The following is a 24,851-nucleotide window of genomic DNA, read 5'->3' as shown; positions in this document are numbered from 1 at the left end:
GCTAGACGCCCGCTCCGCCGACGATCCTCAACCCGCTCTGACCGTTGCCCTGTCGCTGCACCTGAATCTGCACCGGGATGCGCTCATGCATCTCTGCCACGTGTGAGATCACGGCCACCTTGCGGCCCTGAGCCTGTAGCGAATCCAGCGCGTCCATGGCGATCTGCAGGGATTCCGGATCGAGGCTGCCGAAGCCTTCGTCGATGAACAGCGATTCGATTTTGAGCTTGCTCGACGCCATCGAGGCCAGTCCCAGCGCCAAGGCCAGCGAGACGAGGAAGGTCTCGCCGCCGGAAAGTGAATGCACCGAGCGCAGCTCGTCGCCCATCTCGGTGTCCATCACCAGTAACCCCAGCGGGCTGCCGCCGCGCTTGAGTCGATAACGGCGGGCCAGCTGGCGCAATTGCACGTTGGCGTGCTGCACCAGGAGGTCGAGGTTGTAGGCCTGGGCGATCTTGCGGAAGGCGCCGCCATCGCTGGAGCCGATCAGCGCGGCGATACGGCCCCAGCGCTGGCTTTCGGTGGTGGCTGCGGCGATCTGTTCGAGCAAGGATTGGCTCTGGTTGCGCCGCCGGTCATCGTCGAGCAGCGCCGCGCGGGTTTCGGCGCTGCGTTGCTCGGCCGCGTTGCAGCTGATTTCCTGCGCCGCGTACTGGCGTTTCAGGGTTTCGCCATCCGGCGCATCGGGCTGTCCGGCCTGATGCGCGGCCAGCCGCTGCGTGCAGCCGTCCAGCCGTTCGCGGCTGCGGGCGAGCAGTTCGGTGTTGGCGCGCAGGCGTTCGCGGGCTCCGGCGAGCAGGGCATCGTCCAGTTGCAGCAACTGGGTGAGGGTTGCATCGTCCAGATCAGGCTGCATGGCGCGCCAGGCGGCAAGTTCTTCGCTGAGAGACTTGCGTTCGGCCAGCAGTTCGTCGCGGCGCCCGGCGCAGTTCTGCTGCTCGCTGGCAAGCCGGGTCAGCTCGACGCGCGCCTCGTTGAGTTGCCGGTCGATGTCGGCCTGTTGCTGGCGAGCAGTCTGGATCGCGTGCTCCAGTTGCTGCTGCCAGGCTCCGGCGCTGGGCTGCTCGCCGAGGCTGTCGCGCAGGCTCTGGCGACAGGCCAGCTCGCGGGCTTCGAGTTCGCCGAGGCGGGCGGCGCAGGTCTTGTGCTGGTCGAGACGATGCTGTTGCTGCAACTGCTCGCGCTCCAGTGCGCTCCGGCGCTGCTGCTGCTCTTCGGCGAGCTCGGTCTGTTGGTCGAGCTGCTGGCGTCGGGCCTCGACCTGGCTGTCGAGCTGCATGAAGGTTTCGCCCGGTGTCTCGCGCCAGCGGCTGAGCAGGGCGGCCGGCAGCAGGCTGGCGAATTCGGCCAGCTCTTGGTCCAGTCGCTCCTCATCGCGGGCGATGGCGTCGCGCTGGCCGGTGAGGGCCTGAGTCGCCTGGACACAGGCGTCGCGCGCACGTTGCCAGGCGCTGTGCAGGGTTTCGCTGCGCTGCTGCAGCGCCAGCAGTTCGCGCTGGCGGGCGTTGGCTGCGGTGATCTCGGTTTTGAGTGTGGCGAGTTTCCTGTCCAGCCACGACTGGCGCTCGGTTTCCGCTGTTTTCAGCAGCTCGGCATACAGGGGCAGGGCGGTCAGTTGCGGCTCCAGCTTCGCCAGTTCATCGGCGATTTCCGCGTGTCGCTGCGCGTTCTGTTTGATGCCCGTGGTCAGGGCGATGTGCTGGTCGCGCAGTGTCTGGAGCTTCTCGTCGTGACGTTTCAGCTGCAGCTGGGCCTGCTCGGCTTCGCGCTCGTCGCCCTGGTCGAGGGCGGCGAGCAACGCCTTGCCGTCATGCCAGGGATGCTCGAGGCTGCCGCAGACGCTGCACGGCTCGCCGGGGGCCAGCGCCGCGCGCAAGGCCTCGACATTGGCGCTGCGAGCCAGACGCTGGCGCTCCAGCAGGGCCTGCACCACATTGAGCGCCTTTTCCGCTTCGTCCCGTTCAGTGCGAGCGAGCGTGCCGGCTTGGGTCAGAGCGTCAAGCTCCTGCTGCTGGCGGCTCTGCTCATGGCGCAACGTGCGCTGCTGATCTGTCAGCTGCTGCTGGCGGGACCAGAGCCCGAGCAGGGTTTCGCCTTCGCGCTGGGCGTCGCGCCAAACGTCGAGCTGCATGTTCAGTTGCGCGAGCTGGTCGGCCAGGCCCGTTGCGCCGCCGATCCCGGTCTGTAGTTCGTCGAGTGCCTGGCGTGCCTGCAGCTGTGCGGCCTCGGCGGTCCTGGCAGTCGTTTCCAGAGCGGGGAGTTCCAGGCGGCCCTGTTGCAGGTGCGCCGCGATCTGCACGGCCTGCTGCAGGCGAGGCCGGTAGCCATTCCAGGCGGCGCACAACGGCTGCAACTCGGTGCTGCGGGCGAGCCCTTCGGTCAAGGCCGCCAGTTGGGTAGCGGCTTTTTCCTGTTGCTGTCGCAGCTGAGCGAGGGTCTGTTCGCCGGCCTTGCTCGCGGCTTCGGCGTGTTCGGTTTGCCGCCGCGCGTCACCCAGGTCATTGGTCAGGTGGCTCAGGCGTTCTTCTTCCCGGCGCGCCTGAACCAGCCGGGGTTCGGCAGATTTGCGCGCCTGCTCCGCTGCTTTCAACGCCTCGGTCGATGTCTTGCAGAGCTGCTCCAGCTCGTCGAGCCGCTGCTGCACTGCGCTGTGCTCGCGACCATGGCGAGCCAGGTTCTCTTCGACCTTGGTCAGCAGCGGTGCCAGCGCCTGCTCGCGAATGAAACGATGCCGTTGCGGCGCCAGCAGCTCGAACAGCCCGAGGATGCGGCGGGCATCGGCCAGTTTCTCGTGCTCGGTTTCAGCATCGCTCAGCTGTTGCCGGGCGGTGTCGCGTTCGCCTTGCAAGCGGGCCAGGTCCTGCAGCCATTGGCGCTGCTGTTTCAGTGTTTCGAGCTGTTGTTGCAGCGCCTTGAGTTCGGCCAGTTGCGTCTGGTGCTGGGCTTCCAGCGCCTGGCGCGCTTCGGGTTCCAGTGGCTGCACGCCGCCGGCCTGCTGTTGCAGCGCGGTGAGCGTTTCGCGGGTGCGCTTGGCGGCCTCGAAGGCCGCCTGGCCGAGGCGGCTGTAGAGGCCGGTGTCGGTGAGCTTTTCCAGCAGGGTGCCGCGGTCGTTGTCGTCGGCCTTGAGAAAGGCGGAAAACTCGCTCTGCGCCAGCAACACGGCGCGGGTGAACTGGGGCAGGGTCAGGCCGAGCCTGGCTTCGAGCAGTTCCCTGAATTCGCGCTTCTTGCCACTGGCCAACAGCTGGTCGCGGTCCAGGTCGAGCAGGCTCTGGTTGCTGGCCTGCAAACGCCCGTCGATCTTCTCGCGGGCGCGCTTGACCTCCCAGCGGGCGCGGTAGCGGTGGCCATCCACACCGACGAAATCCACTTCCGCGTAGCCGCTGCCACAGCCCCGGCGCAGCAGGTTGCGCTCGTCGCCGCTGCCGATCTCGTCGCTGCCGTCGGGGACCTTGTTCTGCGGTGAAACGCTGTCGAGCCGTGGCGTACTGCCGAACAGCGCCAGGCACAGCGCATCGAGAATGGTGCTCTTGCCGGCACCGGTAGGCCCGGTGATGGCGAACAGGCCGGCGCTGGCCAGGGGTTCGGCGCTGAAGTCGATGACCTGCTCGCCCGCCAGCGAGGCAAGGTTCTTCAGGCGAATGGCGAGAATCTTCATCGGGCGTCTCCTTCACCTTCGAACTCGACGCCTTGCAGCAGGCTGGCGAAGTCGTCCAGTGCCTGCTCATCCGGCGGATTGCCGAACTGTTCCTCCCAGGCGCGGGCGAAGAGTTCCTGCGGGGTGATCTGGTCGAGGCCAAGCAACACCTCCGAGTCGGCCTCACCGCGTTTTCCTGCATATTCACTGGCGATGCGCACCAGCCGGCAGGCTTTGCCAGCAATGGCAGTTTCGATGCGCTGGCGCAGGTCCGGCAGCGGCTCGTCGAGCTGCACGCGCACTTCCAGCCAGGGCAGGTTCTCGGCGAACAGGCCTGCCGCCGGCAGGGCTTCGAGCTGGCCGATGACGTCGGCCAAGGGCGCCCGGCCGATGCGGATCATCTCCACGGCGCGGGGCACGGGTAGTGCCTCGACGCTGGCGAGCTGATCACCGTCGAAGTTCACCAGCAGCACCTGATGCGGGTAATTGATCTCGCCGAACGACAGCGGCAAGGGCGAGCCGCTGTAGCGGATGCGCGCCTGCCCGGCGACCTTCTGCGGCTTGTGCAGGTGGCCGAGGGCGACATAGGCGATGGGCTCGGGGAACAGGCTGGCGGGCAGCGCCTCGGCATTGCCGATGACGATGTTGCGCTCGGAATCCTCCGAGACCGCGCCGCCCGCCATGTGGGCATGGCTCATGGCGATCAGCGCCTGGCCGGGCTGGCGCTGCGCTTCGGCTGCGGCGATCAGGTGCTGATGCACCTGGCGGATGCCAGCCATGTAGTCTTCGCCCGCCTCACCGCCGGTCACTTCTGCCGGGCGCAGAAAGGGCAGGGCCAGGCACCAGCCCGCCACTTCGCCCTTGGCATCGTGCAGCGGCACCAGCAGCCGACCATGATCGAGCTGATGGTCCGCCAGCCAGTTGATGCGGCCGATGGCGTGGGCGTTCAGGCGCCGCATCAATGGCCCGGGCAATTCGATGCGCCCGCCGGAATCGTGGTTGCCGGCGATCATCACGATATCCAGCTGCGGGAGCTTTGCGTGGGCGCGGACGATGAAGTCGTAGAGGCGTTCCTGGGCCTTGAGCGGCGGGTTGACCGTGTCGAAGATGTCGCCGGCGATGAGCAGGGCGTCGGGCTGATGTTCGGTCAGCTGGCCGAGCAGCCAGGCAAGGAACTGCGCGTGTTCATAGTCGCGGTCCTGGCCGTGGAGGGTCTGGCCGAGGTGCCAGTCGGAGGTGTGGATCAGGCGCATACGAGGGGTCTTTTTTGGTTGAAGGTGCGGTGGGGCGCGACTGGATGCGAACGTCTGGGCATGGAACTCAGGGTAGGATTATTGGGGCGAGTGGCGCCCCGAGTCATTGCTCGCGAAGCTATTTGGCTTTCGCTTCGTTGGGGGCGCCCGATTGCCGATGTTGGCTGAGGCATTGGTTTCGCCCTGCTGGGCGAGTCCCTTTTGGCAGTCGCCCCAAAAGGAACCAAAAGGTCTTGCCCCTGCATCCGGGTCTCGCTGCGCTCGACTTCCCTCACTCCGGTAACGCTCCAGGGGCACGCCGCGAAGGGCCATCCATGGCCAATCACGGCTCTCGCGGCATCCATGCCGCTCAACCCCTTACGCGCCACCTGCGCTCGGCCTCCTGAAAGGGGCGATTTGGTGGTGTCTGATGGCCTGTGTAACGAACCGGTTTTGCGATCTTCAAGAGATCGTAGGGTGGGTAACGCGAAGCTTACCCACCGCTTTTGGTGGGCAAGGTCCGATATCAATTGTGGTATCGATCGTGGTGGAAAATGCTTCGCAGTTTTCCATCCTACGAAGCTGCGGGGGCCGGCGTACAAGGGCCAGGTCCTCCCTCGGCATCCATGCCTTGCGTCCCCCTGCGCAGCGCCCACGCTCGGCCTCTTGAAGGGGGATTGGGTCCGAGTTGCCTGTAAATTTACGAAGAGCCGAACAAGCACGCTGTGCTTGTTTGCTGGCGAGCGAACCAGCAGACGACTCCGAACGCCCCTTTCAGGAGGCCGAATGGAATCCGCGCGGAGGGGCGCGAGCGGCATGGATGCCGCGAGAGGCGTAAAGGGCCAGGGATGGCCCTTGTACGCCGGCCCCCGGAGTGTGGATGGAATGAGGGGAGTCGAGCGAAGCGAACCGGGGACGCCTAGTCCGGTGCAGGGGCAAGACCTTTTGGTTCCTTTGGGCGGGGCCGGCCATCCGGCAACTGCCAAAAGGGACTCGCCCAGCAGGGCGAAACCTGAGGTGCGGGCCACCTTATGCGCTTTGTCTACTAAATCTAGTTGTGCCTCCGACGCCGGATCGCGAGCAAGCTCGCTCCTACGAAAAGCGACGGGCCAGTGCGTTGCCCAATCAACAGGCGCTTCACTCGCAATCGGCCTAATGGAGGAGGGCGGGCGAGTGAATTCGCCGCTACAGGGGAGGCGGCGGCAGGCAATGGTCATGTGTACAACCACCCCTTCAGCCCCTGCAGGTTCCTTACCTGAATCTGCTGAGCGGCCGCATTCGCCTGTACGGTGTTGGGATCGATCTGATAGCGCTGCAATACGTATTGCACCAACGCCCCGCGGGTGGCGATGCGCAGCTCGCCGTCCTGCATGCCGTAGTCGGTTTCGATGATGGATTTTTGCTCCGCACTGAGGCGTACATCCGGCTCGATGACCACATCCACCGGCGTGCTCCAGGCTTCGTCCTGCTCGAGCCTGTGCTCGCTTTCATCCATCAGGTCCGGTTCACCACGGAAGCGACTGAGCACGAAGTCGCGGAAGCCACGGTTCTTCTCGCAATAGGCGCGCACATGCCAGCGGGTGCCGGTGAACACCAGGGTATGCGGCGCCATCACGCGGATTTCGACATCCGGGTGGGCCAGGGAGACGTACTCGGTTTCCAGTCGCAGCCCTTCGCGGCAGGCCTTGAGAATTGGTCGCAGCACCTCGGGCCGGATGCTGCGGTCAGGCATGTGCAGCACTTCGGTGTGCGCGTAAGCCAGCGCCAGGCCTTCGATGTGCGGGGCGCGGTCGCGGTTCTGATCCAGCAGGTGCAGGTAGGCGCTGGCGCTGCCATCGATGAACAGCGGCTCGAACTGCGGGCTCGGCTTGTAGCCTTTCAGATGGCGGTCATATGTAAGGTTTTCCGGCGCATGGTCGTTCAGGTAGGTGTTGATGTCCTTCGACGCTTGCTGCCGGCTGATGCCGAAACTCTGCATCAGGTGACCCGTGGTCAGGCGGCCTTCCCACCAGGCAATCGTCTCGATCAGGCGGTACCGCAGTGCCAGATCCCAGCGAACCTGACTGATCGATTGCTTGCGTTTCATGCGCGTCCCATCTGTTGGAAATCTTTACGTGCGACTATCGGGTGGCTCGACGTGTCGTGCGAAGCTACATATATTCAAGGCGTACTTCAAGCAAGCAGATAGAGGAACGCCATGAGCCTGTTATTGAATGCGCTGATTTTTTCATTGACTGCCCTTGCCGGAATGGGCGTTCTGGCGTGGCTGGCCTACGGTGCTAACGAACGGAAGTGAGCGAAGGTTACAGTTTCGTTGCCGCTGAACAGTCATCCGATGAGTGGTTGGAATCTCCGAGTGTAAAGCTGGGTCTTCGTTTCAGACCCAGCGCACGAGGCCACCATGAAAACCCTCTCTCGTCACCTTGCCGACAACTTTCCGGCTGATTACAAGACCCGTGTGGAACCGCAAGAAGACGGTTACCTGGTCGTCCGTGTCGTTTACCCACTCAACGGCACCGAGGCCACTCGGATGATGTCGGGCCGACAGGTTCAGAACGGTCTGCTGGTTGAGACCCTCCTGGAAGACATGCGCAACGAGTTGGCGCGCGCCCCGTAACTCTCCGCGTCATCCGCTACGACTCGCTTACTCGATCTGCCCTTTGCGTTGCATCGGAAGGCGGATGCGTACGCAGAGCCCTCCAGGCTCGCTCTGCTCCAGTGACAGCTCACCCCCGCCAGGCAAGCAGAATATCGCGCACGATACCAAGCCCCAGCCCATGCCCTTCGGCATGTTCATCGAGGCGGATGCCGCGCTCCAGCACTGCTTCGCGACGTTCCGTCGGGATGCCCGGCCCATCGTCATCAGTCGTCCTGGGCGCGCAGGTGGGCAGTAATCCTCGCCGCGCCATTGTCCAATACGGGGTACGCCCACCTGTTGCGGGAGGTCTGCCATGAAGACGTTCCATTGCGTCACGCTCAGCCTGATATTGCTCGCCCCGCCTGCGCTGGCCCAGGATCTGCTCAAGCCTGAGGGGCCCACGGGTTCGCCGGAGATCGACGGCGGACCCGCCACCGAGATGGTTTCCGAGCCGGTGATTCACGCAACTGGCACCATCGAGGCCCTGGACCGTGAGCGGGGTGCGGTGACCATCGTTCACGGCCCGATCCCCGCGTTGAAGTGGCCAGCGGCGACCATGGACTTCCAGGCTCGGCGCGAGCAGCTGGAGGGGCTTTCACCCGGCGATCAGGTTCGCATCAGCTTCCAGAGCGAGGGCGACGAAGCAGCTCTGGTGTCCATCGAGAAACCCTGAAAGGCATTCCAGACGAAGTGGGGGCCCCGACAATTCCAGATGGAAGGCAAGACCGGCAAGCTCTCGCCAGGGCTGAACAGCAGACCGCGACGGCGTTTCTCGTGCTTCTGCCAGCTCAGTGCAGCGAGCCCCAGCGCAGTGGTGGCGCCAACGGCCAGTAGCCTGAGTTGCGTCCGTGAAACCATGCGTCCCCGACAGATTGCGTAGCGGCGAGCATCGGCCTCGCGCAGTGTCAGGCCGTGTCCCGGTCATCCCTTGTCCTTGTCTTCATCCCTGTCACGCCCAGGCATGAACTTGCCGAGCACCTGCTTGGCCGATTGCTTGATGATCCCGGCCTGATCCGGATCACCATGCAGCAGTACCGAGGCGTAAGCTTTGGCCTGTTCCAGCGTGATGTGCGGGGGCAGTGGCGGTACGTCCGGGTCGGTCTTGAAGTCGATCAACACCGGCCGATCCGCCGCGAAGGCCTTGTCCCAGGCTGCCGCGACCTGATCCTCACGGTCGACGTAGAGGCCGATCAGACCAATGGATTCGGCGAAGCGGTGGTAAGGCACGTTGGGAATGTCCTGCGACGCCTCGAATTTCGGGTCGCCCTCCATCACGCGCTGTTCCCAGGTGACCTGATTGAGGTCCTCGTTGTTGAACACGCAGCAGATCCACTGCGGGTTCTGCCATTCCTTCCAGTACTTGGCGACCGTGATCAGCTCGTCCATGTTGTTCATCTGCATGGCGCCATCACCGACCATCGCCACTACCGGGCGCTCCGGGTGGCAGAACTTGGCGGCAATGGCATAGGGCACCGCTGCACCCATCGAAGCCAGGCCGCCGGAGAGCGAGCCCATCATGCCGCGGCGCATCTTCACATCGCGGGCATACCAGTTGGCGCAGGAGCCCGAGTCGCTGGTGATGATCGAGTAATCCGGCAGCCGTGGTGACAGCTCGAAGGCGACGCGCTGCGGGTTGATCGGGTTGGCCTCCACCAGGGCTCGCTTCTCCAGCACGCTTTCCCAATCCATGCGCCACTGTTCAACGCGCTTGCGCCATTTGCGCTCGGTCTTCGCCTGCAGCAGGGGCAGCAGCGCGCGCAGGGTTTCAGCCGAGTCGCCCTGAAGGTTCACGTCCATCGGATAACGGATGCTCAGCATGTCGGCCTTGAGGTCGATCTGCACGCCGCGGGCCTGACCTTCTTCAGGCAGGAATTCGGAGTAGGGGAAGCCCGAACCGATCATCAGCAGGGTGTCGCACTCGGTCATCAGCTTGTAGCTCGGCTCCGTGCCCAACAGGCCGATAGAGCCGGTGACCCAAGGCAGATCATCAGGCACGGCAGCCTTGCCCAGCAGCGCCTTGGCAACGCCAGCCCCGAGTTTCTCGGCCACGGCGATGACCTCGTCGGTGGCATTCAACGCACCGGCACCCACCAGAATGGCGACCTTGTTGCCGTCGTTGAGCACCTCGGCGGCACGCTGCAGGTCAGCTTCGTAGGGCACCATCTTCGGCCGCGTATAGCCAATGCCGGAATGCACGGCCCCGTGGGCGCGGGGAGGCTCGCTGTACTCGACGTCCTGCAAGTCGCTCGGCAGGATGATGGTGGCGACCTTGCGCTCGCCCACTGCGGTGCGGATCGCCCGGTCGATCAAATGCCGAACCTGCGGCGGTGCGCTGGCCTGCTCGACGAACGCACCGGACACATCCTTGAACAGCGCCGGCAGGTCGATTTCCTGCTGGTAGTGGCTGCCCAGTGAGGTACGCGATTTCTGACCGGTGATGGCCAGCACCGGCATGTGGTCCAGTCGTGCGTCATAGAGACCGGTAATCAGATGCGCCGCACCCGGGCCGGACGTGGCGATACAAACCCCCAGGCCGCCGCTGAACTTGGCATCGGCCGAAGCCATGAACGCGGCCATTTCCTCATGCCGGGCCTGAATGAAACGGATCTTTTCATTGGAGCGATTCAGCGCGCCGAACACACCGTTGATGCCGTCGCCGGGGTAGCCATAAATGCGGCGCACGCCCCATTGGTAGAGGCGTTCGATTACGTAGTCACCGACTGTCATTGGCATGGAAACCTCGCGTGGTCTGGGCGTGAGCGTTCAGACACAGGGGGCTGGAATCTCAAGGCATGCCGCATGCGCTGCGCAACGAAGCGGCCTTCGCAACCCTCTGCCTGGCTGTTCACGTCTGGACCGGACTGGGCCGTGAGGGTTTCCCAAAAGCTCACCCGGGTGACGGACGAACCTCTTCTTCGGCGCTACGGTGGTAGGCAGAAAAGGTATGAAAGAGACTGCCGTCCTCGTCGCGGTTGAAATCGCTTCCGGTCGAGGCCAGCCAACGGCACTGCCACGCCTCGGCCGCGATGTTGAAGTATCATCCCGCGCCTCTTCGTTCAGACGGTGGTCGCCATGTCCATGCCCGCCCCAGACGCTCGCAGCACGCTGCATCTCCCCCAGGGCGACTGGGCGACGGTGCTCGACTGCCTGTGCGCGCATTTTCCGTCGATTGACCGCGACACCTGGGCCGATCGCTTCGTGCGAGGGCGCGTACTCGGCGCCGACGGGCAGCCACTGGAGGCGACGCAGCCTTATCGGGTCGGGTTGAAGGTCTATTACTTTCGCGAGGTGCCGGACGAGAAACCGATTCCCTTCGAGGAGCAGATCCTGCACCTCGACGAGCACCTGCTGGTAGCCGACAAGCCGCACTTCCTGCCCGTGATGCCGGCTGGGGAATACGTCAACGAGACCCTGCTGGCGCGCCTGAGCAAGCGTGTGGGCAATCCCGATCTGGTGCCGATCCATCGCATCGATCGCCTGACCGCCGGGCTGGTGCTGTTTTCTACCAATCCCGAGAGCCGTGGCCGTTACCAGGCGCTGTTTCGCGAACGCAAGATCGGCAAGCACTACGAGGCGATCTGCCCGGCGCTGCCTGATCTGGACTTTCCGCGTGATGAACGCTTGCACATGGTCGACGGCGAACCGTTCTTCCTGATGAAAAAGGGCGACGGCGAACCCAACAGCGAGACGCGCATCGAGGTGCTCGAACGCCGCGGCGAGCTCTGGCGCTATGCGCTTTATCCAGTCACCGGGCGCAAGCATCAACTGCGTCTGCAGATGGCCACGCTGGGGGCCGGCATCTGCAACGACCCGTTCTACCCCGAGCTGATCGAGCGGGCGCGGCGTGATCAGGACGACTATTCGAAGCCTCTCAAGCTGCTTGCACGTGGGCTGACGTTTCGCGACCCGCTGACCTCCAACGAACGGCACTTCGAAAGCAGTTTGCAGCTAGCCTGGTGAGTCGCAGCGATTAATACAGTCGCGGTTTTTCACCGAAGCCGTCACGCGCTGACTGCTTGAGCTGAGCAGCGCTTCGAGCCACCAGCGGCGTTGCCCTTGCAGTCCTCGGGTAGTGTTCAGGTGTCAGGATCAGACGTCGACCACACCCACTGTCATGCCGCCGCAGACATAAAGCGTCTGCCCCGTCACGAAGCCGCTTCGCTCGTCGAGCAGGTAGGCGACGGCGTGCGCAACGTCGTCAGGTATTCCGACGCGCTTGACCGGCACTGAGTCGATGATTTTCTGTGTGCGGGGCGCGCCGGGCGGGTTTGCGCGGTCGAATAGCTCGGTGCGGATCGGGCCGGGGCCGACCGCGTTAGCGGTGATGCCGTGCGTGCCCAGCTCCAGCGCCCAGACGCGGGTCATGCCGATCAGCGCGGCTTTGCTTGCTGCGTAGGCGGTGCGCAGCTCCTTGCCCAGCGCAGCCCGCGAGGCCATGTTGACGATGCGCCCGAAGCCGGCTTCCTTCATGCCTGGCAGCAGCGCCTGCATGCATTGCATGGCGCAACGCAGGTTCAGTGCCATCACGCGGTCCAGTTCGGCCAGCGTCTGCTCGTCGGCGGGAGCCGGGCAGACCATGCCGACGTTATTGACCAGGCGGGTAATCGGGCCTCCGGCCAAGGCTTCGCGCAGCGCCTCGGCAGTGGCCTCGGGGTCGGACAGGTCGGCGCGAATGTCATCACCGTCGCGGTCGATGACGATCGGCTCGTAACCGTCTTCACGACAGCGTTCGGCGGTGGCGGCACCGATGCCGGCTGCGCCGCCGGTGATCAGGACTCTTGGTAGGCTCATGAAATTCTCGCAGGCAATTAGACGGTCGCGACCGGGGTCAGCGGTGAACCGACAGCCCCCGGCAGCCGTAGCGGCGGGGCGGTCAGGAAGAAACGGTAACGGCCCTGGCCACGCAGGTGCGCGGCCAGCGGACCGAGGTGCCAGAGTTCGCCGAGGTGGACGCCAAGTTTGAACAAACAGTGGTGGTGAAGGGGCAAGGCAGCACAACATGCGTCGCCGCCCGCGGCCGGGTAGGCCTCGACGGCGTAATTGTCAGCGGCAAGAGCCGCCAGTTCGCTGTCGGTGATCCACTGGAGCAGCTTTTCGTCGCGCCCGTCGAGCACTGCACAGCTCTGGGTCAGTGTCTGCGAGTCAGGCTGGCCCCCCATGGCCAGCACCGCGTCGGCGAACCCGGTATGCAGACAGACAATGTCGCCGCGCTCGACTTCGACCCGGTCAGCCTCGAGCACACGCATCAGCGTGTCGTAACCAACCAGCGTGTGCGCATCGCCCAGATGGGCGTGCAAATCGATCAGCGCGGCGCGCCCCTGCACGCCGGTTTCAGCCATGCGTTCGATGCCCAGCGCACCCGCCCCAGACGTACTCTGGGGACGCATGCGCTCCTGCACGCCCGCATCGTCCGGGTGTTGCGGACCGCGGATCAGATCGCCGGCGGCGAAGCCGTTGTAGTACATCGGCTCAGGAACGCCGTCGCCGTCGACATCGAATAGCGCGCCGACGTGGGCCAGGCTGTCCCACTGGGTCGAGTACTGCAGGTGCAAGATTGCCAGATCGTCACTGAGGACGTCGGGCCGTCCGGCCTGCAGGTCGCCCAAGCGGAAATTGAAGTTGACCGCGCCCTGGCGCAGCGTTGGTCGCAGCACGGGAGGATGGCGGTTGGGATTAAGCCCGCTACCGCCGGGGTAGTCGAGCGGCAGGCTGAGACAGAACGCCTTGCCGTCACGCACCTCGGCGATGCCTTGGAGGACTTTCTCAGCGGTGATCAAGTTCAGCCTGCCGAGTTGGTCGTCGTCACCAAACTCACCCCAGTTCGAGCCATCCGGACGATTTTTCCAGCGTGGATTGGTCATTCGCTACCCCTCAGTGGGTTGTGCGTCACAGATAGCATTGGCCTGCAACATAGGCCTTGCGCCAGCGTGTGATGGTGACGCGCTCGAACAGTTCGATGTGGCTGAACGGGTCCTCGGCAATGAAGTGTTCAGCTTCGGCGCGCGTCTCGAGGTCGACGATATAGAGGCCGCCACCCAGGTCGCTGCCATCGTCGGCAAGCTTGGCACCGCACGCCAGAAGGATTGCCTTATTCGCCTCGAGAAAGCGCAGATGTTCGTCGCGGGTGTCGCGTCGCAGCTGCTGGTGGCCGGGCTTGTCGAAGGTTTCGATCAGATAGGGCATAAGGACCTCAGTTTGCTGCCAGCGCAGACGGGTGCTGGGCCAGCGGCGTGACCTCTAGGGTCATGTAGGGATACAGCGGCAATGCGCTGAGCATCAAATGCAGCTCGTCGTTTCCGGCGACATCGAAGACGCTGTAATTGGCGTACTGGCCGACGACCCGCCAAAGGTGACGCCAGCGGCCGTCGCGCTGCAGTTCCTGCGAATAAGCCTTTTCCTCAGCGATCAATGCCGCAGCGGCGGTCGGGTCGGGGTCGTGGGGGATGTTCACTTGCATGTGCACGAGAAAGAGCATTGAGGAGCCCCGGTTACTGGACGCATGGCCCAAAGTGGACCGCTCTCGCCTCGATTGGCGCAAAGCGACAGCGGTGAGTGCTGAGAAGGTACGAGGCGCTCGCCCGGCAATGCAATCCGATGTTCGAATAGATGTTCGGTAATCGAACGGTTCTGATGGCGACGTTCGGCGTCGTCCTGCTAACAGTTATAGAGCGTTGGCCAAGCGCAGCGACACTAAAGGTACGGGTAAATGACTGTTCGATTATCGAACTAAAAATCGATTATCGAATTGCACGCGCTGAGCTTGCTCACCTACTGTCGTCGCCATTAAAAATAATTGCCAAGGAAACGTCATGAACGCGCTAGCCAATTTCTTTACGCGTCTCGTCAATCGCTACATGCCAGATCCACTCGTGATCGCGATTGGTCTCACCGTAATCACGCTGATTCTCGCGGTGCTCGTCGAGGGCACGAGCCCGCTCGACGCGACCCGCTACTGGGGCGATGGCTTCTGGAATTTGCTCGCGTTCAGCATGCAGATGACTGTCATCCTCCTGGCGGGCTACATCCTGGCTCGCACTCCCTTCGTCGATGGGATACTCGACCGCATCGCCGGTACCGTGCGCACGCCGTTTGCGGCGATTGTCGTCGCTACCCTGGTGGGCATCATCGGCAGTTGGCTGAACTGGGGGTTCGGCCTGGTGATCGGTAGCGTCGTCGCTCAGAAATTGGCACTGAAGGTGCCAGGCTTGCACTACCCGTTGGTAATCGCGGCGGCATTTTCCGGCTTTTCGGTATACGGCATCGGCCTGTCTGGCAGTGTGCCATTGCTGATCGCCACCGAAGGGCATTTTCTGCAGGGCCGCATGGGCCTGGTACCGCTGTCGGAAACGATCTTCAGCGGACCGCTGCTGATCGCTTCTGCACTGATACTGCTGACCTTGCCGCTGTTCAACGCCTGGCTGCACCCTAAGGGCGCCGGGAACATTGTCGAAATCGACCCGGCCACCGTAGCCGTGCCGTTCGAGCCGAGTCTGGATGGCCAACGGGACGTGACCCTTGCAGACCGGATGAACCATAGCAAGGTGGTCGGTATCGTCATTGGCCTGCTGGGGATGGTCTATGTAGGCCTGCATTTCGCCGATGGCGGTTCGCTGGACCTCAACACCGTCAACTTCATCTTCGTCTTTCTCGGCATTCTGCTGTTCGCATCGCCGGCCCGCTACCTGGCGGCGCTCGGCGAAGGCGTCAAGATCGTATCGGGGATCATCGTTCAGTATCCCTTCTACGCCGGCATCATGGGCATCCTCGTCGGTTCTGGCCTGGTGGTCTCGTTCGCAGAGCTGTTTGTACAAATCTCCACCGCCGAAACGCTGCCGATCTGGTCGTTCATCAGCGGAGGGCTGATCAACATTCTCGCGCCGTCCGGTGGAGGTCAGTGGGCCGTACAGGGGCCGGTGGTGATCGAGGCGGCGCGCGAGCTGAACGCGTCGTTTGCCGCGACGGCACTTGGCGTACAGGTAGGTGACCAGTGGACCAACATGATCCAGCCGTTCTGGATATTGCCGGTGCTGGCAATATCCAAGCTGAAGTTACGCGACGTGATGGGCTATATGGTGCTGATCCTGGGTTACCTGGGAATCATTTTTGGCGGCACCATCTGGGTCTGGGGTTACCTGTCGGCCTGATCGAAAGTCAAGAAACACGATGCTCGTGCCTCGCCAAACGCGGGGTGCGTATCACCGTCTCTGGTTCTCGCGAGGCAGTACTGAGCAAGCCGAGGTGGTTCGTCTGACCGTTGGTCTCAAGCCTGTCGGGTTTTTGCTATTAATTGAGTTAACCCCAGCCGCACCTTCTCAGCCGACCCCAGTCGATATTGTTAACGCCCCCAGTCGAAGCGATATCGCCATGCCTGAAGGCCCATCCATCGTCATCCTTCGCGAAGAAGTGGCCGCATTCACCGGCAAGTCCATCGAACGCGCAGAGGGTAGCGCCAAGCTCGACAAGGCGCGGTTGGTCGGCCGGACGGTGCGTTCGTTCCGCAGATGGGGCAAACACTTCCTGGATCGAGCTGGATGACCTGTCCTTGCGTATCCACCTGCTGCTGTTCGGCAGCTACCGGATCAACGAGCGCAAGGAGTCCGCGCCGCGCCTGAGCCTGGGTTTCCCGAACGGTGAGCTGAATTTCTAAGGCTGCTCGGTGCAGTTTATCGAAGGCTCGCTGGAGGAGGCGTACGACTGGGGTGCGGACGTCATGAGCGAGGCCTGGGACAACCGCACAACGCTGAAAAAACTGCGCACGCGGCCGCGACTGCTGGCCTGCGATGCACTGCTGGATCAAACGCTGTTTTCCGGCTCCGGCAACATCATCAAGCACGAGGTGCTATTTCGCACCCGCATCCATCCACTGTCGCTGATCGGCGACCTGTCGGCGGCCAAGCTGCGCGAGTTGGCCAAAGAGGTACGCACCTACAGTTTCGAATGCCTGCAGTGGAAGCGCGAAGGCACCTTGAAAGCACACTGGCTGGCGCATACCAGGACCACCTGCCCGCGCTGCCAGATTCCCTTCGTCAAAGCCAAGTCGCTGGGTCGCAGCAAACGCCGCAGCTTCTGTTGCGAGCGCTGCCAGAAGCGTTACGGCGAAAGTGATCAGGTTTCGGTCGATACGCCGGTAGCAGAGCAGTAGGACGAGACGCTGTATCCTTTGGTTATGATCGGCGCTTTGCTGTAAGCGCTGCCCCGGCTTTCACCGGACCGAGATCCATCTTTCATGCGTATCGCTCCCTTGTTGCTGGCTGTTGCCGCCATCGTCTGGCTTCCATCGACGCTGCCCTCGGAGTCGCTGCTGGACCTGCAAGTCGGGGATGCTCGGCTCACGGCGGAGTACGCGCGCACCCCGGATGAACGCGAACGTGGCTTGATGGAGCGCACCGAGCTGCCGGCAGACCACGGCATGCTGTTTCGCTTCGATGATTTTCGCCGGCACTGTCTATGGATGAAAAACACGCCACTTCCCCTGTCTGCAGCCTTCATGGACGAGTCGGGGCGCATCGTCGATGTCATCGACCTGGAGCCACTGGACAAGACGATCCGCTGTTCGCGCGAGCCGGCGCGCTACGCGTTGGAGGTAAACCAGGGCTGGTTTGGTCAACATCGGACAGGTATCGGCGATCAAGTGAGCGGTATCCCAAAATAGGCCAGAGAATGGTGGGCGGATGCCAGTCCGCGCGCTAGAAGGGGCGCCGGCTTAGACCCGCTCCGCCTGTTTAGACAAGTCATCGAACTGTCACAGACCGTTCACTGGAGCGACATCGGCCGTGCCTAAGGTCATGCCTCATCAGACGGCCCCCATCGGCTGCCGTCGTTCACGATGAGGGAGTCGATCCATGAGTGCGGTTATCCGTGTCGACAGTCTGAACAAGACCTTCGCAGGCAAACGTGCCCTGCATGATCTGGCGCTGTCCGTGCAGCCGGGCGAAATGGTGGCGCTGATCGGTGCCTCGGGTTCCGGCAAATCCACACTGCTGCGGCACATCGCCGGCCTGGCCTGCGGTGATCGCAGCGGCGGCAACATCCAGGTGCTCGGTCGCGAGGTGCAGTCGGCGGGACGTTTGAACGCTGACGTCAGGCGGCTGCGCGCGGACATCGGCTACATCTTCCAGCAGTTCAATCTGGTCAACCGCCTCAGTGTGCTGGACAACGTGCTGCTGGGCTTTCTCGGGCGCATGCCGCGCTGGCGCGGTTCGCTGGGCATGTTCAGCGCCGAACAGAAGCAGCAGGCGCTGGCCGCGCTGGACCGCGTGGGGCTGGCCCATCGTGCCGAGCAACGCGCTTCGACACTTTCCGGCGGTCAGCAGCAGCGGGTGGCCATCGCCCGCGCCCTGACCCAGCAGGCCGAAGTGATACTCGCCGACGAGCCGATCGCCTCGCTCGACCCCGAGTCGGCTCGCAAGGTCATGGACATTCTCGCCGACATCAACCGACGGGACGGCAAGACCGTCGTGGTGACGCTGCATCAGGTCGATTACGCCCTGCGCTACTGCCGGCGAGCGGTGGCACTGAAGGATGGGCGCATCCATTACGACGGTGCCTGCGCCGATCTCGATTCGCGGCTTCTCAACGATCTCTACGGCGCCGATCTCGACGCCAGTCTGCTGTTTTCCGATCAGGCCCGCTCGCCTGCCGCGGCAGTGCCGGCGCAGACCCGCGCGCTGAGCCTGGCTCGGGCCTGAAACCGCCGTCCCGATTCCACGTCATGCCAACCCAACGTCATCCAATGACAGGAGCTTTTCCATGTTCAATCGTATTGGCCGCGTCCTGGCCGCCTCCGCCTTGCTGACCGGCTCGCTGCTGGGCGGCGCCCACGCGGATGATGGCAAGGCACTGAATTTCGGCATCATTTCCACCGAATCCTCGCAGAACCTGCGGACTGTCTGGGATCCCTTCCTCGCCGCCATGAGCGAGCGTACCGGGATGAAGATCAACGCCTTCTTCGCCCCCGACTACGCCGGCATCATCCAGGGCATGCGCTTCGACAAGGTCGACCTGGCCTGGTACGGCAACAAGTCGGCGATGGAAGCCGTGGACCGCGCCGGCGGCGAAATCTTTGCCCAGACCGTCGCCGCCAACGGCGCGCAGGGCTATTACAGCTTGCTGGTGGCGCACAAGGACAGCCCCATCGACTCCGTCGAAGACATGCTCAAGGACGCCGCCAATCTAACCTTCGCCAACGGCGATCCGAATTCCACCTCGGGCTACCTGGTGCCGGGCTATTACGTCTTCGCCAAGAACAAGGTGGACGCCAACAAGATCTTCAAGCGCACGCTCATCGGTAGCCACGAAGTCAACGCATTGTCGGTCGCCAACAAGCAGGTCGATGTCGGCACCTTCAACAACGAGGGCATGGAGCGCCTGGAGCTGACCGCGCCGGAGAAGGCCGCCCAGCTCAAGGTGATCTGGACCTCGCCGCTGATTCCCGTCGATCCCATGGTCTGGCGCAAGAACCTGCCGGAGGCGACCAAGGCCAGCATCCGCGAGTTCTTCATGAGCTTTGGCGACAAGCCTGGCGAGATGGAGGTTCTGGCAGACCTGCAGTGGGGCAAGTTCCGCGCCTCCGATGACGATCAGCTGCTGCCGATTCGCCAGCTCGATCTGTTCAAGAAGCGCAGCGAAATCGCCAGCAACAGCAAGCTCGACGAAAGCGACAAGCAGGCTCAGTTGAAGGAACTGGACGCCCAGCTCGCCGCGCTCGAGCAGCGCATGGCCGAGCTCCAGCAAAAAACCGCAGCCGCCACCGCGGGCTGATCCACCGGCCGCTGCGTGAGCGGCGGTCGGCTTTCTCGTTTGCCGGAGCTTCCATGACTTCTCTGACCGCACCTACCCCCGTCGCCGCACCGCAGAAACGCTCGTGGTTCAAGCTGGTTGGCTGGGGACTGTTTCTCGCACTGCTGGGCTGGTCCTGGCAGGGCGCCGAAATGAACCCGCTGGCGCTGGTCCGCGACGCCGGCAACATGGCGACCTTCGCTGCCGATTTCTTTCCGCCGGACTTCAGCAACTGGGAGCTGTACCTGACGGAAATGATCGTCACCGTACAGATCGCCCTCTGGGGCACGGTGCTGGCGATCCTCTGTGCGATCCCGCTGGGCATTCTCTGCTCTGAGAACATCGTGCCCTGGTGGGTGTATCAGCCGGTCCGGCGAGTGATGGACGCCTGTCGTTCGATCAACGAGATGGTTTTCGCCATGCTCTTCGTCGTTGCGGTCGGTCTGGGGCCTTTCGCCGGGGTACTGGCATTGTTCGTCGGTACCACGGGTGTGCTCGCCAAACTCTTCGCCGAAGCGGTGGAAGCCATCGAGCCGGGGCCCGTGGAAGGGGTGCGTGCCACCGGTGCCAGCGCCTTGCAGGAGGTCATTTTCGGGGTCATCCCGCAGGTCCTGCCGCTGTGGATTTCCTACGCGCTGTATCGATTCGAATCCAACGTGCGCTCGGCGACGGTGGTGGGCATGGTCGGCGCCGGCGGTATCGGCGTGATCCTCTGGGAGGCCATTCGCGGTTTCCAGTTCGGCCAGACCTGCGCCCTGCTCATCGTCATCGTGGCGGTGGTCAGCGTGATCGACATCATCTCCCAGCGCCTGCGCAAACTCTTCATCTGACCGGAGACGGACGCCTTGCGCGTCTTTTTTAGCCATGCACCTGTCTAGACAACCTCAACCGCGCTACCTGCGACTGGCCGCCCAGCTGCGTGAGGAATTACGCCACTTGCAGCCCGGCGATCAGCTGCCCGGCGAGGTCCAGCTGGCGACCCGGTTCGCGGTCAACCGGCACACGCTGCGCCGCGCCATCGATGAGCTGGTCAGCGAGGGCCGTGTGCTGCGCCAACAGGGCCGCAGCACACGCGTGCTGGCACGACCGCTGATCTATCCGCTCGCCGCCGGCAGCGCTTACAGCGAATCGCTGTCGGCGCAGGGCCACGGAGTGCAGGCGCGGCTGCTGCAGCGGCAGCTACGTCCGGCCACTGCTGAAGAGGCCGACCACCTGAAGCTGAGCGAGGGTGCGGCATTGCTCGAGCTGCACACCCTGCGCCTGCTCGACGAGCAACCGGTGAGCCTGATCCGCCACCGCTTCTGTGCCAGCTGTCAGGCGCTGCTGGAGGACTACAACGGCGGCTCGCTGCGTCGGTACCTGGCCGAACGTCAACTGCCGCTGCGCCGGGCCTTCAGCCTGATCGGCGCGCGCCTGCCCACCCCCGGCGAGGCCGATCAGCTGTTGATGCCGCGCCACGCGCCACTGCTGACCGTGCTCACCCTTTCCCACGACCTGGCCGGACGGCCGGTGGAGCTGTCGTTGTCGACCAGCCGCGCCGACCGCTTCCAGTACCAGGTCGCCACCTGATGGAGACGCGCATGACCCCAGAAATAGCCACGCGCCAGCGCTGGATGGGCGTGCTTGCCCGTGCCGGCGATGAGCTGGCGCGCTACGAGGCCGCACTCAAGGACACCGACTACCAGCTGGTACGCGCACCGGAGATCGGCATGACGCTGGTCCGTGGCCGCATGGGCGGTACGGGTGCTGCGTTCAATCTCGGCGAAATGACCGTCACCCGTTGCGTGGTGCGGCTTGGCGACGGCCGGACCGGCTACAGCTACGTGGCCGGGCGCGACAAGCGCCACGCTGAACTGGCCGCATTGGCCGATGCGCACTTGCAAGGTCGCGATCAGGCGCATTGGCAACAGCAGCTGATCGATCCGCTGGCAGCGGCCCAGGCGGCACGTCGTGCGGCCCAGGATGCCGAGACGGTCAGCAGCAAAGTGGAGTTCTTCACGCTGGTGAGAGGAGAAGACTGATGAGCGCAGATTTATTGCAAGCGGCATTCGGCGATCAGGTGCTCGACAGCCAGCGCGTGTTTCGCACGGCGCTCAAGGCGCTTGCCGAGCCCGGCCTGACGCAGCCACTGATTCCGCTGCAGGCGCTCGATCCGCTGGCCCCGGCCACCTATGCGCTGTGCCTGAGCCTGCTCGACGGCGACACGCGGCTGTGGCTGGCGCCCGCCTTTGATACGCCGGCGGTGCGCGCCAACCTGGCGTTTCATTGCGGTTGTCCGATCGTGGCCGAACGTGAGGCAGCTGATTTCGCGCTGCTTGGGGTTCAGGAGCTAGACGACCTGTCCGGATTTTTCACCGGCAGCGAACGCTTTCCCGATCAGTCGTGCACGCTGCTGGTCCAGCTCGATGCCCTCGAGGGTGGCACAGCGTTGAGCTGGAGCGGCCCCGGCATCCTCGGCCAGCGCGAAGTGAGCCTGCCGCTGCCGGCTGCGTTCTGGCAGCAGCGCGCCGATCGCAATGATTTCCCACGCGGGCTGGACCTGTTTTTTGCCGCCGACCAGTCACTGGTCGGCTTGCCGCGCAGCACCCGCATTGCGCCATCGATAGAGGAGGTCGCCTGATGTACGTAGCCGTCAAAGGTGGCGAACAGGCCATCGACAATGCTCACCGGCTGTTGGCGAAGAAGCGCCGCGGCGACACCGCCTTGCCCGAATTGAGCGTCAGCCAGATCCGTCAGCAGCTGCCGTTGGCGGTGGCGCGGGTCATGGCCGAGGGTTCGCTGTTCGATGAGGAGCTGGCTGCGCTGGCCATCAAGCAGGCGGCCGGCGACCTGCTCGAAGCGATCTTCCTGCTGCGCGCTTATCGCACCACGCTGCCGCGTTTCGGCGCCAGCGTCCCGCTGGAAACCGCGCAGATGCGTCCGACCCGGCGCATCTCGGCCACCTTCAAGGACCTGCCCGGCGGCCAACTGCTCGGCCCGACCTTCGACTACAGCCATCGCCTGCTGGACTTCAGCCTGCTGGCCGAAGGCGAACATCCCGGCCCGGAGCTCGATCCTCGTGCCGAGCTGGCGGCCTGTCCGCGCGTGCTCGATCTGCTCGCCCAGGAAGGACTGATGAAGCCCGAGCGGGGCGACGATCAGGCGGTGCCGGACATCACCCGCGACCCCCTGGAGTTCCCCAGCGGCCGCGCGCAGCGGCTACAAGCGTTGGCCCGAGGTGATGAGGGCTTCCTGCTGGCGCTGGGCTATTCGACCCAGCGCGGCTATGGCCGCAACCACCCCTTCGCCGGAGAAATCCGCATCGGTCAGGTCGAGGTCTGGATGGAGCCGCCGGAGCTGGGCTTCGCCGTACCGCTGGGCGATATCGAAGTGACCGAGTGCGAGATGGTCAACCAGTTCGTCGGCGGGCAGGGCATCGACCCGCAGTTCACCCGCGGCTACGGGCTGGCCTTCGGTTATGCCGAGCGCAAGGCCATGGGCATGGCCCTGGTCGATCGTGCGCTGCGCGGCGCCGAGTACGGCGAGACGGTGCAAGGCCCGGCGCAGCAGGAAGAGTTCGTGCTGATGCACTGCGACAACGTCGAGGCCGGTGGCTTCGTCTCGCACCTCAAGCTGCCGCATTACGTCGATTTCCAGTCGGAACTGGAATTGATTCGCAAGCTGCGTCGCGCGCCGGTCGAGCAGACCCCCGCGGCCGAGCCCAACGCCGAGGAGCGCCGCGCATGATCGCCACAATCAATGAGCGACCACAGGCCGCTGCGACAGAGCAGGGCTACAACTTCGCCTACCTCGACGAACAGACCAAACGCATGATCCGCCGCGGGCTGCTCAAGGCCGTGGCGATCCCCGGCTACCAGGTGCCGTTCGGCGGCCGCGAAATGCCGCTGCCCTATGGCTGGGGCACCGGCGGCATGCAGCTGACGGCCGCCATTCTCGGCGCCGAGGACGTGCTCAAGGTGATCGACCAGGGCGCCGATGACACCACCAACGCGGTGTCGATCCGCCGCTTCTTCGCCCGTACTGCCGGCGTCGCCACCACCACCCGCACGCCGGAAGCGACGGTGATCCAGACCCGTCACCGGATTCCGGAAACGCCGCTGCGCAATGATCAGATCATGGTCTATCAGGTGCCGATCCCCGAGCCGCTACGGTTCATCGAACCGTCGGAAAGCGAGACGCGGACCATGCATGCGCTGGCCGACTACGGGGTCATGCACGTCAAGCTTTATGAAGACATCGCCACCTTTGGCCATATCGCCACCAGCTATGCCTACCCGGTGACGGTGGACGGCCGCTACGTGATGGATCCTTCGCCGATCCCCAAATTCGATAACCCCAAACTGGACATGAGCCCGGCGCTGATGCTGTTCGGCGCCGGCCGCGAGAAGCGCCTCTATGCCCTGCCGCCCTACACGGACGTGCGCAGCCTGGATTTCGAGGATCACCCCTTCGCCATCCAGGCCTGGGACCAGTGCTGCGCCTTCTGCGGCAGCGACAGCTCCTACCTCGACGAGCTGATCGTCGACGATGCGGGCACCAAGCGCTTCGTCTGCTCGGATACCGATTACTGCACCCAGCGCCGAGACGCCCAGGAGGCCGCCGAATGAACGCCGCGCTCGATCTGCAACAACCCGTCAGCCGCGTGGATCAGCCCTTGCTGTCGGTCCGTGGGCTGACGCGCCTGTACGGGCCGGATACCGGCTGCCAGGGCGTCGACTTCGATCTCTATCCCGGTGAGGTGCTGGGCATCGTCGGTGAGTCCGGCTCCGGTAAATCCACGCTGCTCAGCCTGCTGGCCGGACGCTGCCCGCCCGACCGGGGCTCGGTCAGCTACCGCGGACGCGACGGCGCCTGGCTCGACCTCTACGCCGCCAGCGAGGCGGAGCGCCGCAGCCTGCTGCGCACCGAGTGGGGCTTCGTCGAGCAGAATCCACGGGACGGCCTGCGCATGGGTGTATCCGCCGGCGCCAATATCGGCGAGCGGCTGATGGCTCAGGGGCAGCGCCATTACGGCCAGCTGCGTCAGGCCGGGCTGGACTGGCTGAGCCAGGTGGAGATCGACCCGGCGCGCATTGACGATCTGCCGCGCACCTTCTCCGGTGGCATGCAGCAGCGCCTGCAGATCGCCCGCAACCTGGTGTCCGGCCCGCGCCTGGTGTTCATGGACGAGCCCACCGGCGGCCTCGATGTTTCCGTGCAGGCACGCCTGCTCGACCTGCTGCGCGGGCTGGTACACGAGTTGGATCTGGCCGTGGTGATCGTCACCCACGACCTGGCCGTGGCGCGGCTGCTGGCGGATCGGCTGATGGTCATGCGCCGCTCGCGCGTGGTGGAAACCGGCCTCACCGACCAGATCCTCGATGATCCCCAGCACCCGTATTCGCAGCTGCTGGTGTCGTCGGTGCTGCAGCCATGAGGGAGCATGCACGCCAGCCGCATCTGGCAGCCGGTTCGTCGCGAAAAGCATCGCCAGCACGCTGGCTCCTGCACGGGAGCGATGCTGGCCGCGAGCTGGGAGGCTTCCGCTTTCGTAGGAGCGGGCCATGCCCGCGAATCCGCATCTCAT

The 24,851-nt window shown here is 64.2% G+C and carries 22 protein-coding genes and 2 pseudogenes; 15 read left to right on the top strand and 9 right to left on the bottom strand.

The features are described from left to right. Window position 1: 1 nt before the first annotated feature. The 3 genes from NA637_RS13945 to NA637_RS13935 form a co-directional block, all read right to left on the bottom strand. Complete coding sequence (locus NA637_RS13945) at window positions 2–3,658, bottom strand: AAA family ATPase (protein WP_256073031.1); 3,657 nt, start codon at window positions 3,656–3,658, stop codon at window positions 2–4. Further along, a complete protein-coding gene (locus NA637_RS13940; RefSeq protein ID WP_256073030.1) occupies window positions 3,655–4,890 on the bottom strand; it encodes an exonuclease SbcCD subunit D C-terminal domain-containing protein in 1,236 nt (411 codons plus the stop codon). The genes NA637_RS13945 and NA637_RS13940 overlap by 4 nt, the downstream gene beginning before the upstream one ends. 1,192 nt (window positions 4,891–6,082) lie before the next feature. Next, window positions 6,083–6,955: a helix-turn-helix transcriptional regulator gene (locus NA637_RS13935; protein ID WP_256073029.1), complete on the bottom strand. Its 873-nt coding sequence runs from the start codon at window positions 6,953–6,955 to the stop codon at window positions 6,083–6,085. A gap of 315 nt (window positions 6,956–7,270) precedes the next feature. Here NA637_RS13935 and NA637_RS13930 point away from each other — a divergent pair, with 315 nt between their 5' ends. Further along, window positions 7,271–7,486, top strand: coding sequence for a hypothetical protein (locus NA637_RS13930; RefSeq protein WP_256073028.1), 216 nt, complete (start codon window positions 7,271–7,273; stop codon window positions 7,484–7,486). A 27-nt stretch (window positions 7,487–7,513) separates the two neighbouring features. Here the strand turns inward: NA637_RS13930 and NA637_RS13925 are convergent. Further along, window positions 7,514–7,733 (bottom strand): annotated as a pseudogene (locus NA637_RS13925) (ATP-binding protein); the annotation flags it as partial. A gap of 87 nt (window positions 7,734–7,820) precedes the next feature. On the opposite strand from NA637_RS13925, the gene NA637_RS13920 reads away from it, so the two are divergent. Then, a complete protein-coding gene (locus tag NA637_RS13920; protein WP_256073027.1) occupies window positions 7,821–8,180 on the top strand; it encodes a copper-binding protein in 360 nt (119 codons plus the stop codon). Between the two features lie 248 nt (window positions 8,181–8,428). Here NA637_RS13920 and NA637_RS13915 read toward each other — a convergent pair whose 3' ends face one another. Next, a complete protein-coding gene (locus tag NA637_RS13915; RefSeq protein ID WP_256073026.1) occupies window positions 8,429–10,240 on the bottom strand; it encodes a thiamine pyrophosphate-requiring protein in 1,812 nt (603 codons plus the stop codon). A 345-nt stretch (window positions 10,241–10,585) separates the two neighbouring features. On the opposite strand from NA637_RS13915, the gene NA637_RS13910 reads away from it, so the two are divergent. Next, window positions 10,586–11,467, top strand: coding sequence for a pseudouridine synthase (locus NA637_RS13910; RefSeq protein WP_256073046.1), 882 nt, complete (start codon window positions 10,586–10,588; stop codon window positions 11,465–11,467). Window positions 11,468–11,596: 129 nt separating this feature from the next. Here the strand turns inward: NA637_RS13910 and NA637_RS13905 are convergent, their stop codons facing one another. From NA637_RS13905 to catC, 4 genes are read right to left on the bottom strand one after another with little or no spacing between them, the layout of a single operon-like run. Beyond that, a complete protein-coding gene (locus tag NA637_RS13905) occupies window positions 11,597–12,298 on the bottom strand; it encodes an SDR family oxidoreductase (RefSeq protein WP_256073025.1) in 702 nt (233 codons plus the stop codon). 17 nt (window positions 12,299–12,315) lie between these two features. After that, window positions 12,316–13,368: a cyclase family protein gene (locus tag NA637_RS13900; RefSeq protein ID WP_256073024.1), complete on the bottom strand. Its 1,053-nt coding sequence runs from the start codon at window positions 13,366–13,368 to the stop codon at window positions 12,316–12,318. A gap of 25 nt (window positions 13,369–13,393) precedes the next feature. Beyond that, window positions 13,394–13,690, bottom strand: coding sequence for a YciI family protein (locus NA637_RS13895; RefSeq protein WP_256073023.1), 297 nt, complete (start codon window positions 13,688–13,690; stop codon window positions 13,394–13,396). A 7-nt stretch (window positions 13,691–13,697) separates the two neighbouring features. Then, window positions 13,698–13,982, bottom strand: a complete 285-nt coding sequence (catC, locus tag NA637_RS13890) for a muconolactone Delta-isomerase (protein ID WP_256073022.1) — start codon at window positions 13,980–13,982, stop codon at window positions 13,698–13,700. 334 nt (window positions 13,983–14,316) lie between these two features. Between catC and NA637_RS13885 the strand changes: the two genes are divergently transcribed. The 12 genes and pseudogenes from NA637_RS13885 (at window position 14,317) to phnK (ending at window position 24,701) form a co-directional block, all read left to right on the top strand. Beyond that, window positions 14,317–15,651, top strand: a complete 1,335-nt coding sequence (locus tag NA637_RS13885) for a short-chain fatty acid transporter (RefSeq protein WP_256073021.1) — start codon at window positions 14,317–14,319, stop codon at window positions 15,649–15,651. A gap of 220 nt (window positions 15,652–15,871) precedes the next feature. Beyond that, a pseudogene (locus NA637_RS25535) lies at window positions 15,872–16,649 on the top strand (DNA-formamidopyrimidine glycosylase family protein). 84 nt (window positions 16,650–16,733) lie between these two features. Next, entirely contained in the window at window positions 16,734–17,159 is a 426-nt protein-coding gene (locus NA637_RS13870) for a DUF192 domain-containing protein (RefSeq protein WP_256073018.1), read from the top strand. 190 nt (window positions 17,160–17,349) lie between these two features. Then, on the top strand, window positions 17,350–18,195 hold the full coding sequence (gene phnC, locus NA637_RS13865; RefSeq protein ID WP_256073017.1) for a phosphonate ABC transporter ATP-binding protein: 846 nt from the start codon (window positions 17,350–17,352) through the stop codon (window positions 18,193–18,195). Window positions 18,196–18,256: 61 nt separating this feature from the next. After that, the gene (phnD, locus tag NA637_RS13860; protein ID WP_256073016.1) at window positions 18,257–19,267 is read left to right on the top strand and encodes a phosphonate ABC transporter substrate-binding protein; all 1,011 of its coding nucleotides are present in this window, start codon (window positions 18,257–18,259) and stop codon (window positions 19,265–19,267) included. Window positions 19,268–19,320: 53 nt separating this feature from the next. Next, a complete protein-coding gene (gene phnE / locus NA637_RS13855) occupies window positions 19,321–20,115 on the top strand; it encodes a phosphonate ABC transporter, permease protein PhnE (RefSeq protein ID WP_256073015.1) in 795 nt (264 codons plus the stop codon). 34 nt (window positions 20,116–20,149) lie between these two features. Continuing rightward, a complete protein-coding gene (phnF, locus tag NA637_RS13850; RefSeq protein ID WP_256073014.1) occupies window positions 20,150–20,854 on the top strand; it encodes a phosphonate metabolism transcriptional regulator PhnF in 705 nt (234 codons plus the stop codon). Continuing rightward, window positions 20,854–21,306, top strand: coding sequence for a phosphonate C-P lyase system protein PhnG (gene phnG, locus NA637_RS13845; protein ID WP_256073013.1), 453 nt, complete (start codon window positions 20,854–20,856; stop codon window positions 21,304–21,306). Before phnF ends, phnG begins: the two co-directional genes overlap by 1 nt. Continuing rightward, the gene (gene phnH, locus NA637_RS13840) at window positions 21,306–21,905 is read left to right on the top strand and encodes a phosphonate C-P lyase system protein PhnH (RefSeq protein WP_256073012.1); all 600 of its coding nucleotides are present in this window, start codon (window positions 21,306–21,308) and stop codon (window positions 21,903–21,905) included. The genes phnG and phnH overlap by 1 nt, the downstream gene beginning before the upstream one ends. Then, on the top strand, window positions 21,905–23,011 hold the full coding sequence (locus tag NA637_RS13835) for a carbon-phosphorus lyase complex subunit PhnI (RefSeq protein ID WP_256073011.1): 1,107 nt from the start codon (window positions 21,905–21,907) through the stop codon (window positions 23,009–23,011). The genes phnH and NA637_RS13835 overlap by 1 nt, the downstream gene beginning before the upstream one ends. Window positions 23,012–23,019: 8 nt before the next feature. After that, window positions 23,020–23,892, top strand: a complete 873-nt coding sequence (locus NA637_RS13830) for an alpha-D-ribose 1-methylphosphonate 5-phosphate C-P-lyase PhnJ (protein WP_256073045.1) — start codon at window positions 23,020–23,022, stop codon at window positions 23,890–23,892. Continuing rightward, window positions 23,889–24,701 carry a phosphonate C-P lyase system protein PhnK gene (gene phnK, locus NA637_RS13825; protein ID WP_256073010.1) on the top strand — a complete coding sequence of 271 codons (813 nt, stop codon included), beginning with the start codon at window positions 23,889–23,891 and terminating at the stop codon, window positions 24,699–24,701. Before NA637_RS13830 ends, phnK begins: the two co-directional genes overlap by 4 nt. The last annotated feature ends 150 nt before the right edge of the window (window positions 24,702–24,851 follow it).

Source organism: Stutzerimonas stutzeri, from assembly GCF_024448935.1.
In the GTDB taxonomy this organism is placed as follows: domain Bacteria; phylum Pseudomonadota; class Gammaproteobacteria; order Pseudomonadales; family Pseudomonadaceae; genus Stutzerimonas; species Stutzerimonas stutzeri_AO.
The sequence above is the reverse complement of the archived record's forward strand: the minus strand, read 5'-3'. Positions and strand labels throughout refer to the sequence as shown.